The 13,006-nt window shown below is 73.8% G+C and carries 11 protein-coding genes and 1 pseudogene; 10 read left to right on the top strand and 2 right to left on the bottom strand.

The genetic code is table 11. The features are described 5' to 3' along the window. The first annotated feature begins 98 nt into the window (after positions 1-98). From mce to ABEA77_RS08595, 7 genes are all read left to right on the top strand, one after another. Positions 99-527, top strand: a complete 429-nt coding sequence (gene mce, locus ABEA77_RS08565; protein WP_345643443.1) for a methylmalonyl-CoA epimerase — start codon at positions 99-101, stop codon at positions 525-527. Between the two features lie 155 nt (positions 528-682). Beyond that, the gene (scy, locus tag ABEA77_RS08570; protein WP_345643446.1) at positions 683-4,393 is read left to right on the top strand and encodes a polarized growth protein Scy; all 3,711 of its coding nucleotides are present in this window, start codon (positions 683-685) and stop codon (positions 4,391-4,393) included. A 124-nt stretch (positions 4,394-4,517) separates the two neighbouring features. Then, positions 4,518-5,456, top strand: coding sequence for a coiled-coil domain-containing protein (locus ABEA77_RS08575; RefSeq protein WP_345643448.1), 939 nt, complete (start codon positions 4,518-4,520; stop codon positions 5,454-5,456). 135 nt (positions 5,457-5,591) lie between these two features. Beyond that, a complete protein-coding gene (locus ABEA77_RS08580) occupies positions 5,592-6,680 on the top strand; it encodes an ABC transporter ATP-binding protein (protein ID WP_345643450.1) in 1,089 nt (362 codons plus the stop codon). A 3-nt stretch (positions 6,681-6,683) separates the two neighbouring features. Then, positions 6,684-7,436, top strand: a complete 753-nt coding sequence (locus ABEA77_RS08585; protein ID WP_345643452.1) for an ABC transporter permease — start codon at positions 6,684-6,686, stop codon at positions 7,434-7,436. Positions 7,437-7,595: 159 nt separating this feature from the next. Beyond that, positions 7,596-8,693 (top strand): ABC transporter ATP-binding protein, encoded by a 1,098-nt coding sequence (locus ABEA77_RS08590; protein WP_345643454.1) that lies wholly within the window; start codon positions 7,596-7,598, stop codon positions 8,691-8,693. Then, positions 8,690-9,556, top strand: coding sequence for an ABC transporter permease (locus tag ABEA77_RS08595; RefSeq protein ID WP_345643456.1), 867 nt, complete (start codon positions 8,690-8,692; stop codon positions 9,554-9,556). The genes ABEA77_RS08590 and ABEA77_RS08595 overlap by 4 nt, the downstream gene beginning before the upstream one ends. A gap of 34 nt (positions 9,557-9,590) precedes the next feature. Here the strand turns inward: ABEA77_RS08595 and ABEA77_RS08600 are convergent, their stop codons facing one another. Continuing rightward, complete coding sequence (locus ABEA77_RS08600) at positions 9,591-9,923, bottom strand: ATP/GTP-binding protein (protein WP_345643459.1); 333 nt, start codon at positions 9,921-9,923, stop codon at positions 9,591-9,593. A gap of 210 nt (positions 9,924-10,133) precedes the next feature. Here ABEA77_RS08600 and ABEA77_RS08605 point away from each other — a divergent pair, with 210 nt between their 5' ends. Beyond that, complete coding sequence (locus tag ABEA77_RS08605) at positions 10,134-11,177, top strand: LLM class flavin-dependent oxidoreductase (protein WP_345643462.1); 1,044 nt, start codon at positions 10,134-10,136, stop codon at positions 11,175-11,177. Between the two features lie 152 nt (positions 11,178-11,329). Here the strand turns inward: ABEA77_RS08605 and ABEA77_RS08610 are convergent, their stop codons facing one another. After that, positions 11,330-11,722 carry an SCO5389 family protein gene (locus ABEA77_RS08610; RefSeq protein ID WP_345643464.1) on the bottom strand — a complete coding sequence of 131 codons (393 nt, stop codon included), beginning with the start codon at positions 11,720-11,722 and terminating at the stop codon, positions 11,330-11,332. 212 nt (positions 11,723-11,934) lie between these two features. Here ABEA77_RS08610 and nucS point away from each other — a divergent pair, with 212 nt between their 5' ends. Both nucS and ABEA77_RS08620 read left to right on the top strand, forming a co-directional pair. Then, positions 11,935-12,594: an endonuclease NucS gene (gene nucS / locus ABEA77_RS08615; RefSeq protein WP_345643467.1), complete on the top strand. Its 660-nt coding sequence runs from the start codon at positions 11,935-11,937 to the stop codon at positions 12,592-12,594. A 102-nt stretch (positions 12,595-12,696) separates the two neighbouring features. Further along, positions 12,697-13,006, top strand: a pseudogene (locus ABEA77_RS08620) (hypothetical protein); the annotation flags it as partial.

Below are 13,006 nucleotides of genomic sequence, written 5' to 3' on the forward strand. Positions count from 1 at the left end.
CTTCCAATGTACCGGCGGGTACGGACATCGGTCACCGGCCGTTCCGTGTGACGGCGCGCACGTTGCGTGACCGCCACGCCCGCGCTGGACTGGGTGCCATGCTGACGCGTATCGATCACATCGGAATCGCCTGTCACGACCTTGACACAACCGTCGCGTTCTACCGCTCGACGTACGGCTTCGAGGTCTGCCACACGGAGGTCAACGAGGAGCAGGGCGTGCGCGAGGCCATGCTGCGGGTCAACGGCACGTCGGACGGCGGCGCCACCTACCTGCAGCTGCTCGAACCGGTGCGGGAGGACTCCGCCGTCGGCAAATGGCTGGCCAGGAACGGCGAGGGCGTGCACCACATCGCCTTCGGCACCCCGGACGTGGACGGCGACGCCGCCGCGATCGGCGAAAAGGGCGTCCGGGTGCTCTACGAGGAGCCCCGTACGGGCACGATGGGCTCACGAATCACCTTTCTTCACCCCAAGGACTGCCACGGAGTCCTCACAGAACTGGTCACCTCCTCCCCTGAGCACTGACTGCGGGCTTCCCGGGCCCGGTAGAGTGGGCGGACCGGGGCCGGGCCGGGGCGGCGCACCCTCCGATGATCTGACACCATTCCCCCGGGGGGCCGTTCGCCGAGGACGGCACTCGCTCAGCAGAGTTGCGACCAGGGGACGGATGGGACCGCGCAGTGCGGGGCTACGAACGCCAGGAGAGCCACCGGGCTGACGACCAGCTCTCGCGGATCGAAGCCGAGATGGACCGGCTGCGGACCGCGCGGGACAAGGCCGTCCAGCACGCCGAGGACCTCGGGTACCAGGTCGAGGTATTGCGCGCGAAGCTCCACGAAGCGCGCCGCAACCTCGCCATGAGGCCTTCCTCCTACGACGGCGCCGATCTGGGCTACCAGGCGGAACAGATGCTCCGCAACGCCCAGATGCAGGCGGACCAGCTGCGCTCGGACGCCGAGCGCGAGCTGCGGGAGGCGCGCGCCCAGACGCAGCGCATCCTCCAGGAACACGCGGAGCAGCAGTCCCGCCTCCAGGCCGAGCTGCACGCCGAGGCCGTGCAGCGGCGCCAGCGCCTCGACCAGGAGCTCGCCGAGCGGCGGCAGACCGTCGAGTCGCACGTCAACGAGAACGTCGCCTGGGCCGAGCAGCTGCGGGCCCGTACCGAGTCACAGGCCAGGCGGCTCATGGACGAGTCGCGCGCCGAGGCCGAGCGCACCCTGTCCGCGGCCCGCGCGGAGGCGGCCAGGGTCGCCGAGGAGGCGCGCCAGCGCCTGGGCGCAGAGGCGGAGACCGCGAGGAGCGAGGCCGAGGCGCTGCTGCTGCGGGCCCGCAGGGACGCGGAGCGGCTGCTGAACGCGGCGTCCACCCAGGCCCAGGAGGCGACGAGCCACGCCGAGCAGCTGCGCACGAGCGCGGCGGCCGAGTCGGACCAGGCGCGCCAGCAGGCCACGGAGCTGAGCAGGGCCGCGGAAGCGCGGATGCAGGAGGCGGAGGAGCGGCTGCGCGAGGCCCGCGCCGAGGCCGACCGGGTCGTCGCCGAGGCCAAGGAGGCCGCCGTCAAGCGGCTGGCCGGGGCCGAATCGCAGAACGAGCAGCGCACCCGCACGGCGAAGGCCGAGATCGCCCGGCTGGTCGGCGAGGCCACCGAGGAGGCCGAGGCCGCCAAGGCCGAGGCCGGGCAGGTGCTCGCGGACGCGCGGGCCGAGGCCGAGAAGCTGGTGGCCGAGGCCGCGGAGAAGGCGCGCGCGGCGGCGGCCGAGGACACGGCCGCCCAGCTGGCGAAGGCGGCGCGCACCGCCGACGAGGTGCTGACCAAGGCGTCCGACGACGCCAAGGACACCCGGCGCAAGGCGGGCGAGGAGGCCGAGCGCATCCGCCGGGAGGCGGAGACCGAGGCGGACCGGCTGCGCGCGGAGGCGGCCGAGCAGGCCGACCAGCTCAAGGGCGCGGCCAAGGACGACACCAAGGAGTACCGCGCCAAGACGGTCGAGCTCCAGGAGGAGGCACGCAGGCTGCGCGGCGAGGCCGAGCAGCTGCGCTCCGAGGCGGTCGCCGAGGGCGAACAGATCCGCGGCGAGGCCCGCAGGGAGGCCGTCCAGCAGATCGAGGAGGCCGCGAAGTCTGCCGAGGAACTGCTGACGAAGGCCAGGACCGACGCCGACGAGCTGCGCTCGGCCGCGGGCGCCGAGAGCGAGCGGGTGCGCACCGAGGCCATCGAGCGCGCCACGACGCTGCGCCGGCAGGCCGAGGAGACGCTGGAGCGCACCAGGGCAGAGGCCGAGCGGCTGCGCACCGAGGGCGAGGAGCAGGCGGAGGCCGTCAGGACGGCAGCCGAGGAGGCCGCCGCCCGGCTGCGGGAGGAGACAGAGCGCGGCATCGAGGCCCGCAAGTCGGAGGCCGCCGCCGAGCTGACGCGCCTTCACGAGGAGGCCGCCCAGCGCCTTGAGGCCGCCGAGACGGCGCTCGCCGAGGCGCGCGCCGAGGGCGAGCGGCTGCGCCGCGAGGCCGCCGAGGAGGCGGACCGCAAGCGCACGGAGACCGCGGAGCGCGTCAGGTCGCTGCTCGGACAGGCCGAGCAGGAGGCCGAACGGCTGCGCACCGAGGCCGCGTCGGACGCGTCCGCGTCCCGCGCCGAGGCGGAGAACGCGGCCGTGCGGCTGCGCACCGAGGCCGTCACCGAGGCCGAGCGGCTCAGGACGGAGGCGCAGGAGAGCGCCGACCGGATCAGGAGCGAGGCCGCGGCGGCGGCCGAGCGGGTGGGCGCGGAGGCCGCGGAGGCGCTGTCCGCCGCGCAGGAGGAGGCGGCGCGCCGCCGCCGCGAGGCCGAGGAGCTCCTCGCCGCCGCGCGCGGCGAGGCCGAGCAGGAGCGCGAGCGCGCGCGGGAGCAGAGCGAGGAACTCCTCGCCGCGGCCCGCAAGCGGGTCGAGGAGGCGCAGGCCGAGGCCAGGCGGCTGGCCGAGGAGGCCGACCGCAGTGCGACGGAGGCCGTCGCCGCCGCCGAGCAGACGGCCCGCGAGGTGCGGGAGTCCGTCGCGGGCCTGCACCACCAGGCCGAGCAGGAGATCGCGGGGCTGCGCTCCGCCGCGGAGCACGCCGCCGAGCGCACGCGCACCGAGGCGCAGGAGGAGGCCGACCGGGTACGGGCGGACGCCTACGCCGAGCGCGAGCGCGCCTCCGAGGACGCGGCCAGGCTGCGCACCCGTGCGCAGGAGGAGACCGACGCGGCGCAGCAGCTCGCCGAGCAGACCGTCACCGAGGCGGCCGCGGAGGCCGACCGGCTGCGCGGCGAGGCGACGGCGCACGCGCAGCGGCTGCGCACCGAGGCGGCCGACGCCCGCGCGGCGGCCGAGCAGGACGCGTCCCGCACCCGCGCCGAGGCGCGCGACGACGCGAACCGCATGCGGACCGAGGCCGGCGCGCAGGTCGACCGGCTCGTCGCGGAGGCCACCGAGGAGACGGAGCGGATGCGCGCGGAGGCGGCCGAGACGGTCGGCTCCGCGCGGCAGGCCGCCGAGCGGATGCGCGCGGAGGCCGAGCAGGCGCGCGCCGAGGGCCGCGCGGAGGCCGAGCGGCTGCGTGCCGAGGCGCAGGAGGAGGCCGACCGGCTGCTCGACGAGGCGCGCAAGGACGCGGCGAAGCGGCGTTCCGACGCGGCGGAGCAGGCCGACCAGCTGATGAACAAGGCCCAGGAGGAGGCGCTGCGCACCGCCACCGAGGCCGAGGCGAGCGCGGACACGATGGTCGGCGCGGCCCGCACGGAGGCCGAGCGGATCACCGCGGAGGCGACGGTCGAGGGCAACGCGATCGTGGAGCGCGCCCGTGCCGACGCGGACGAGCTGCTGGTGGGAGCGCGCGGCGACGCGTCCGCGCTGCGGGAGCGCGCCGAGGAGGCGCGGGCCCGGGTCGACGCCGAGATCGAGGAGCTGCACGAGCGCGCGAGGCGGGAAACCTCGGAGCAGCTGAAGACGGTCGGTGAGCGGGTGGATACTCTGATGAAGGCGGCGACCGAACAGCGCGCCGAGGCCGAGCAGAAGGCCAAGGAACTGCTGGCGGACGCCAACGCGGAGGCGAGCACGGTCAGGATCGCCGCGGTGAAGAAGGCCGAGGGTCTGCTCAAGGAAGCCGAGCAGAAGAAGGCCGAGCTCATCCGGGAGGCCGAGCAGCTGCGGGCCGACGCCCGAAGGGACGCCGAGCAGATGGTCTCGGAGGGCAAGCGCGAGCTCGATGTGCTGGCGCGCAGACACTCGGACATCCAGGCCGAGATCTCGCGGGTGCAGGACGTGCTCGAAGCGCTGTCGCTGGCCCCGGGCGCCTCCGGCAAGGACAGCCCCGTCAAGGCGGGGGCCGCCGCGGGGCCGACGCGTTCGAATGGTAAGCCGTCGGACGGGTAGTCAGGACCGAACCACTCTAAAGGCTGGACATTCTGCATACCAAAGCCGCATCGGCGCGTTGACACGCCGCACGGGCCCCTAGGATTCCCTCTATCACCTCACCGGTCTCTTCGACAGGAACCCCATGAGCGACACTTCCTCTCCCTTCGGCTTCGAGCTCGTGCGGCGTGGTTACGACCGCGGTCAGGTGGACGACCGCATTACCAAACTCGTCGCCGACCGGGACAGCGCGCTGTCCCGGATCACGTCTCTGGAAAAGCGCATCGAGGAGCTGCACCTCGAAACGCAGAACGCCCAGGCACAGGTCACGGACGCCGAGCCGTCGTACGCCGGCCTCGGTGCCCGGGTCGAGAAGATCCTCCGCCTCGCCGAGGAGGAGGCGAAGGACCTGCGGGAAGAGGCCCGCCGGGCCGCCGAGCAGCACCGCGAGCTCGCCGAGTCGGCGGCCCAGCAGGTGCGCAACGACGCGGAGGCCTTCGCCTCCGAGCGCAAGGCGAAGGCGGAGGACGAGGCCTCCCGCATCGTCGACAAGGCGAAGGGTGACGCGTCCACGCTGCGCGCCGAGGCGCAGAAGGACGCGCAGTCCAAGCGCGACGAGGCGGACGCGCTGTTCGAGGAGACCCGCGCCAAGGCCGCCCAGGCCGCGGCCGACTTCGAGACGAACCTCGCCAAGCGCCGTGAGCAGTCCGAGCGCGACCTGGCGTCCCGTCAGGCGAAGGCGGAGAAGCGCCTCGCGGAGATCGAGCACCGCGCCGAGCAGCTGCGCCTCGAGGCGGAGAAGCTGCGTACGGACGCGGAGCGCAGGGCGCGTCAGACGGTCGAGACGGCGCAGCGCCAGTCCGAGGACATCGTCGCGGACGCGAACGCGAAGGCCGACCGTATCCGCAGCGACTCCGAGCGCGAGCTGGCGGCCCTCACCAACCGCCGCGACTCGATCAACGCCCAGCTGACCAACGTCCGCGAGATGCTGGCCTCGCTGACGGGTGCCGCGGTCGCCGCCGCGGGCGCGCCCGCCGAGGACGAGCCGATCTCCCGAGGGGTCCCGGCGCAGCAGTCGCGCTGACCCGCGGCCCACGGGTGACGCCGGGGCGTCGACCCGGCGTCACCCTGGCCGCGGACCGGGTCGTTCGGTAACGGTTGTGTCAGCCCCCCGCCACTGGAGTGGCGGGGGGCTTTCCGCGCGCCTAGGTTGGGCCGCATGATCGAGGTCGAGGGGCTCACCAAACGCTATGGCCGCAAACTGGCGGTCGATCATCTCTCCTTCCAGGTACGGCCCGGCGTGGTGACGGGCTTTCTCGGCCCCAACGGCGCCGGGAAGTCGACCACCATGCGCATGATGCTCGACCTCGACAACCCGACGAGCGGCTCGGTGCGCATCGACGGCAGGACGTACCACGAGCTGCCCGACCCGCTGAAGGAGATCGGCGCCCTCCTTGAGGCGAAGGCGATGCACGGCGGGCGGACCGCGTACAACAACCTGCTTGCGCTGGCGCAGAGCAACCGCATTCCGCGCCGCCGGGTCGACGAGGTCCTCGACATGGTGGGTCTGACGGCGGTCGCGAAGCGCAAGTCGAAGGGGTTCTCGCTCGGCATGGGCCAGCGGCTCGGCATCGCGGCCGCGCTCCTCGGGGACCCGCGCATCCTGATGTTCGACGAGCCGGTCAACGGGCTCGACCCCGAGGGCATCCACTGGATCCGCAATCTGATGAAGGCGCTCGCCGCCGAGGGCCGCACGGTGTTCGTGTCGAGCCACCTGATGAGCGAGATGGCCCTGACTGCGGACCACCTCATCGTCATCGGGCAGGGCAGGCTGCTGGCGAACACGTCGATGGCGGAGTTCATCCACGAGAACTCGCGCAGCTTCGCCCGGGTGCGCACCCCGCAGCCCGAGCGGCTGCGGGACGCGCTGAGCGGCGGCGGCTACCAGGTCACCGAGGTCGAGGGCGGAACCTTCGAGATCGACGGCGCCGAGACGGAGGCGCTCGGCGACCTCGCGGCCGCGCACGGCATCACGCTGCACGAGCTGAGCGCGCAGCGCGCTTCCCTGGAGGAGGCGTTCATGCAGATGACGGCGGAGTCGGTGGAGTACCACGCGCACGCGGGCCCCGGGGACCCGGCCGCCGCGCCGGGCGGGGTGCCGCAGGGCGCGGGCTGGGGCCAGGGCGCGGGCTGGGACGCCGGGCAGCAGCCGCAGGGGGCGGGTCCGCAGCAGCCGGGGGCTCCTGGCGGCTGGGGACAGGGCTGGGACCAGGGCCGGGATCGGCGCGACCGCAACAAGGGAGTCTGAACGATGTCTTCGGTACCGGCCGTCCTCCAGTCCGAGTGGACGAAGATCCGGACGGTCTCGTCCACCACGTGGACGCTGGCCCTCGCGTTCCTCGCCACCGCGGGCATCGGCGCCGTGGCGGCCTCCCTGATCAACCCGGGCAGGAACTTCGACCCGACGCTGATCAGCTTCTCCGGGATGTCGCTCGGACAGCTGGCGATGGTGGTCTTCGGGGTGCTCGTCGTGGGCTCCGAGTACAGCTCGGGCATGATCCGCACCTCGCTCGCGGCCGTGCCGCGCCGCGCCACCTTCCTGTACGGCAAGATCTTCGTGGCGGGGCTGCTGGCGCTCGTGGTGGGCCTTGTCACCGGCTTCATCACGTTCTTCCTCGGCCAGGCGCTGCTCGGCGACGCCGGTACGGACCTGGGGGCGCCCGGCGTGCTGCGCGCGGTGGTCGGCAGCGGCCTGTACATGTGCCTGATCGCGGTCTTCTCGATGGGCGTCACCGCGATGCTGCGCAGCTCGATGCTGTCGCTCGGCATCCTGATGCCGTTCTTCTTCCTGGTGTCGAGCATCCTCGCGGCGGTGCCGAAGGCGAAGGACGTCGCCCGGTACTTCCCCGATCAGGCGGGCTCGAAGATCCTCCAGGTGGTGCCGGACGCGTCGGGCGGCAGCGACGTCCCGTACGGGCCGTGGGCCGGCTTCGGGATCATGGCGGCGTGGGTGGTGGCGGCGCTGATCGGCGGCTATCTGGTGCTGCGCAGGCGCGACGCCTGACCGCCGCGGGCGTGCCACGCGGCGCCCGCGGCCCGGCCCGCGCGGTAGGGCCCCGCCTCCGCGGCTTCGCCCGTACGGGGCCGGTGCGGATATCCTCGCCCTCCAGAGGCCGCGTACGGGCCGCGCAAGGGACGAACCATCGATGAGCTGGGGCTGGAGATGATCGAGGCGGTCCGCCTGACCAAGCGTTTCGGCGCCAGGACCGCGGTGGACGGGCTCTCGTTCCAGGTGCGCCCCGGCGTCGTCACGGGCTTCCTCGGCCCCAACGGCTCCGGCAAGTCGACCACCATGCGCATGATCGTCGGTCTCGACCGGCCGACGAGCGGCACCGTCACGGTGGACGGGCGACCGTTCCGGCAGACGCCCAACGCGGCCCGTGCGGTCGGGGCGCTGCTGGACGCGAAGGCGGTGCACGGCGGCCGCAGCGCCCGCAGCCACCTCCTCTCGCTCGCGCAGCTCTCCGGCATCCCGGCCTCGCGGGTCGAGGAGGTGCTCGGCGTCGTGGGGCTGCGGGACGTGGCGGGCAAACGGACGCGGGGTTTCTCGCTCGGCATGGGGCAGCGGCTCGGCATCGCGGCCGCGCTCCTCGGCGACCCGCGCGTGCTGCTGTTCGACGAGCCGGTCAACGGCCTCGACCCCGAGGGCATCTACTGGGTGCGCACGCTGATGAAGCGGCTGGCCGCCGAGGGCCGCACGGTGCTGGTCTCCTCGCACCTGATGAGCGAGATGGCGGTGACCGCCGACCATCTCCTCGTCATCGGCAGGGGACGGCTGCTCGCCGACATGAGCGTGCGCGCGTTCATCGCGCGCAACTCCGCCGACTTCGCGCGGGTACGGGTCGCGGACGGCGAGCCGGCGGCCCGGGAGCGGCTCGCGGCCCTGATCGGCGGCGCGGGCGGCGAGACGCTCCCGGAGCCGGACGGCGCGCTGCGCGTGACGGGCCTGCCGCTCCCCCGCGTCAGCGACCTCGCGCACGAGGCCGGCGTGCGGCTGTGGGAGCTGTCCCCGCACCACGCGTCGCTGGAGGAGGCGTACATGCGGATGACGCAGCCGATGGTCGACCACCGCTCCACCGACGACGAGCTTGCGGGCTTCGCCGGGGAGGAGCCGGGGTGGGAGCCGCCGACCGTGCCGGAGGTGCCGCAGCGCGGCTGGTACGCGCCGAAGCCGCCCGCGCCCGCCGCCGAGCGGCACGGCGGCGGGACCACGGGGGCCGCAGGCGCCGCCAAGGCCACCGAGGAGGGCGACGCCCGATGACCGCCCCTTACCCCTCGCACCCGGAGCAGGACAGGGCGCCGCTGCCGCAGGACGGCTATGTCTCGCCGGTCCCCGAGCGCAGGGCGCACCTGGGCGACGCGGTCGTCGCCGAGTGGACCAAGATCCGGTCGCTGCGGTCCACGATGTGGTCGCTCGGCGGGATGGTCCTGCTGGTGCTCGGCACCGGGGTGCTGGTCGCGTGGGGCGTGGCCGCGACGTCGGGGCCGCGCACCGAGGAGCTGCGGCCCGGCGGCACGGCCGTCTCCTTCGGTCTTTTCGGGGTGCTGCTCGGCGGGATGTGCGTGATCACGCTGGGCGTCATGACGTTCTCCGGGGAGTTCAGCACGGGTCTGATCCGCACCACGCTGACGGCGTGCCCGAGCCGGGCGCGGGTCCTCGCGGCCAAGGCCGCGGTGTACTTCACGCTGGTCTTCACCCTGATGCTGGCGCTGACGCTCGTGGTGGGCGTGCTCCAGTTGGTGATCCTCGACGCGGTGAGCCCGTCGACCGGGCAGTGGGTCTCGGCGACGGTGGGTGTGAGCTTGTACATGGCGCTGCTGGGTGTGCTGTCGCAGGCGCTCGGCGTGCTGGTGAAGCACGGGGCCGGCGCGATCACGGCGATGCTCGGGGTGGTGCTGCTGCCGCTGGTGATGGCCATGTTCCTGTCGTCTTCGCTGCCCGGGGTGAGCGGCGCGCTGCTGAGGTATTCGATCCCGAGCCAGCTGGCGTCCTTCTATCCGGGCCTCGGCAGCTTCGGCGACGGCGGGGGCCCGACCGGCTGGGTGTCGCTGTGGATCCTGCTGGGGGTGACCGCGCTGGGGCTCGCGGGGGCGTACGCGGCGCTCGACCGGCGCGACACCTGACGGAAGCGCGCCCCGCGGCTCAGTGGCGCGGGTCTCAGTAGCGCGGGGCGTTGCGGGAGCGCTGGATCCTGGCGCCGCGCCGGTCCTTCGCGTTCCAGCACGCCTGGTGCCAGTGGCGCCTGTCGTCCACCCCGCCGAACTCGGGCCAGGCGACGACGTGCGGCACGTGGGAGGGGATCTCCTGGTCGCAGCCGGGGCAGCGGTAGCGCTTGCCCGCGGCGCTGGCGCCCGCGACGTGCCGTACCGACCACTCCTCGCCCTGCCAGGACTCGGTGCGCTGGAAGCCCCCGTAGCGGGTGCCGGTCTCGCCGGCGTCGCGGCCGAAGGGCTTCTCACCGCCGCGGGGGCGGTTGCGACGTGGGGACATGACACACCTCACGGGGCAGACGGCAGGGCTGCCTCTCAGCGTACGGCCCGTGCCGGGCCGGCCCGTGCCGCGGTGCCGGCCCGGCGGTCCCCCCAACGGCGGGCAATAGCCGGACAATCGCAAGATCTTGGTCGAGGGCCGTGCCTTTGGCACGTGTCAGGCGTTATTGCCGGAAGGGGAGCCGCGTCGGCCGCGAGGAGGCAGAAGGCGATGCGTGTGCGGAATGCGACGCGTACGGGAGCACGGGTGGGGACGTTCGTGCTGGCAGCGCAGTTTCCGGGACAGGGGCAGGGCGAGGCGCTGCACCGCGCGGTGCGCACCGCGCAGGCCGTGGAGCGCGCGGGACTCGATGAAGTATGGCTCGCCGAGCACCACTTCGTGCCGTACGGGGTGTGCCCGTCCGCGGTCACCCTGGCGGGTCTGCTGCTCGGAAGGACCGAGCGCGTGCGGGTGGGTACGGCGGTCAGCGTGTTGCCGAACACGCATCCGGTGACGCTCGGGGAGCAGACCGCGCTGCTGCACATACTCTCCGAGGGCCGGTTCTCCCTCGGCGTGGGCCGGGGCGGGCCCTGGGTCGACCTGGAGGTCTTCGGCGCGGGCCTCGCCGCCTTCGAGCAGGACTTCCCCGAGTCGCTCGACCTGCTGCTGCGGTGGCTGCGGGAGCCGCGGGTGGCCGCGCTCGGGCCGCGGTACGCCTTCCGCGAGGTGCCCGTGGTGCCGCGCCCCGACGAACTGCTCGACGTGCCGGGGCCCGAGGTCGTGGTCGCCTGCACCTCGCCGGGCACGGTGCGGCTCGCCGCCGAGCGCGGGCTGCCGATGCTGCTCGGGATGCACGCGGGCGACGAGGAGAAGGCGGAGATGGTCGCGCTGTGGAGCGCGACCGCGCGCGCCGCGGGCCACGACCCCGAGGGCGCGCACGTGTCGGTGGGGGTCGCGCAGCTTGCGGACGACCGCGGGGAGGCAGCGGAGACCCTGATGAAGGCGATGCCGGGCTGGCTGCGCCAGGGACTCGGCGCGCACACCACGGTGGACGGCAGGGCCCGTTCGATGCGCGACCCGGTCGCGTACACCGAACTGCTGTGTTCGCTGCACCCGGTGGGTCCGCCGCGGCTCGCGGCGGACCGCCTGGCGGCGACGGCCGAGCGTACGGGCATCGGCCGCTTCGCGCTCCTCGTCGAGGGTTCCGGGGACCTGGCGGCCACGGAGGAGAACGTACGGCGCCTGGGGGCGGAGGTGCTGCCGCAGCTGGCGTAGCGCGCCCGGCGTGGCCGAAACGCGCGGGTCGCCGCCGTCTCCAGGACCCGGGCGCGGGGCGTGCGGCGCCCGCGCCGCACGCGCCGGGGCGCCGCCGGGCCGTGCCGTCCCGCACCGGTCACCCCCTCCGGTGCGGGACGGCAGGGCCGCCGTCAGCAGTCCCGGAGCTCGGGCGACTGGTTGAGCAGCTGGGCGCGCACCGAGGTGAAGCGGGCCAGCCGCTCGTCGGATGCGGCGCCGAGCGGGAAGACGGCCACGCGGTGGCAGTTCTGGAAGGCGAGGCGCACGCCGAAATGGCGCTGGAGCGCGCCGCGTATCGCGTCGCTCGCGAGGGCGCGCAGCAGCTGGCCACGGGCGTGTTCGTCCGGCGGGGGCGTCTGGTTGTCGGCGAACGGGCCGCCGTCGACCTTCAGCTGGGCCACCAGGGAGCTGATCATCTCCCATGCGTAGGGCAGGGAGGTCCGGACGCAGTCGACGAATTCCGCTTCGTCGACCTCGCCTCGCTCGGCCTGCTCCAAGAGTGCCGGTGAGACGTCGAGCGACATGGGTTCTCCTCTCGCGACCCCGCGACCGGGGCCGTACGGGCAGGGAAGGGGAGGGATGGCGACGCAGCGTGCACGCGCGACAACCTCTCGCTTACACGTTAGGCGCGCGGCCTGGTCTCCACCAGGCAGACGGGAGCACAACCGGCCACCGTCGAACGGGGCTTGTGGGGCGAATCGCGTAGCGGGACGCCAGTCGAGTAGCGTTGCCGACCATGCGTCTCGTCATCGCCCGCTGCTCCGTGGACTACGCGGGCAGGCTCACCGCCCATCTGCCCTCCGCCCCCCGTCTCATCCTGGTCAAGGCGGACGGCAGTGTGTCCATCCACGCCGACGACCGTGCGTACAAGCCCCTCAACTGGATGTCACCGCCCTGCACCCTCAAGGAGGACGACGGCGCCTGGACCGTCGTGAACAAGGCAGGCGAGAAACTGATCATCACCATGGAGGAGGTCCTGCACGACTCCTCGCACGAGCTGGGCGTCGACCCCGGGCTGATCAAGGACGGTGTCGAGGCGCACCTCCAGGAGCTGCTCGCGGACCGCATCGAGACCCTGGGCCAGGGTTACACCCTCATCCGCCGCGAGTACCCGACGGCGATCGGCCCCGTGGACATCCTCTGCCGGGACTCGGACGGCGGCACGGTCGCCGTCGAGATCAAGCGGCGCGGCGAGATCGACGGGGTCGAGCAGTTGACCCGCTACCTCGATCTGCTGAACCGCGATCCCCATCTCGCCCCGGTCAAGGGCGTGTTCGCGGCCCAGGAGATCAAGCCACAGGCGCGGGTGCTGGCGACGGACCGGGGCATCGGCTGCGTGGTGCTCGACTACGACGCGCTGCGGGGCATCGAGGACGACAAGCTGCGCCTCTTCTGACGGTCCCCGCCCGCTGACACGGACGCGCCCCCTGCGTGTGCCGGGGGCCGCGCCCGTGTGTGCGGGTGGCCGTACGGCCGTCAGTCCGCCGGCTGCGACGGGGTGACCGAGGCCGACTGGGCGGCCGGGCCGCCACCGCTGCCGCTGCCGTCGCCGGTCGGCGAGGAGGGGTCGGAGGACGGCGGCGGGCTCGTCGGGTCCCCGCTCGACGGCGGATCGGTCGGGTCGCCGCTCGACGGCGGGTCGGTCGGCGTGGTCGAACCGCCGCCGCTCCCGCCGGAGCCTCCCGAGCCGCCCGTGTCACCGCCGGAGCCACCGGAGCCGCCCGTGCCGCCGGACCCGCCGGACCCGCCCGACCCGCCGGAGCCGCCCGAGCTCCCCGAGCCGCCACTGCCGCCCGACGACGAGCCGC

Source organism: Streptomyces tremellae, from assembly GCF_039540215.1.
Taxonomy (GTDB): domain Bacteria; phylum Actinomycetota; class Actinomycetes; order Streptomycetales; family Streptomycetaceae; genus Streptomyces; species Streptomyces tremellae.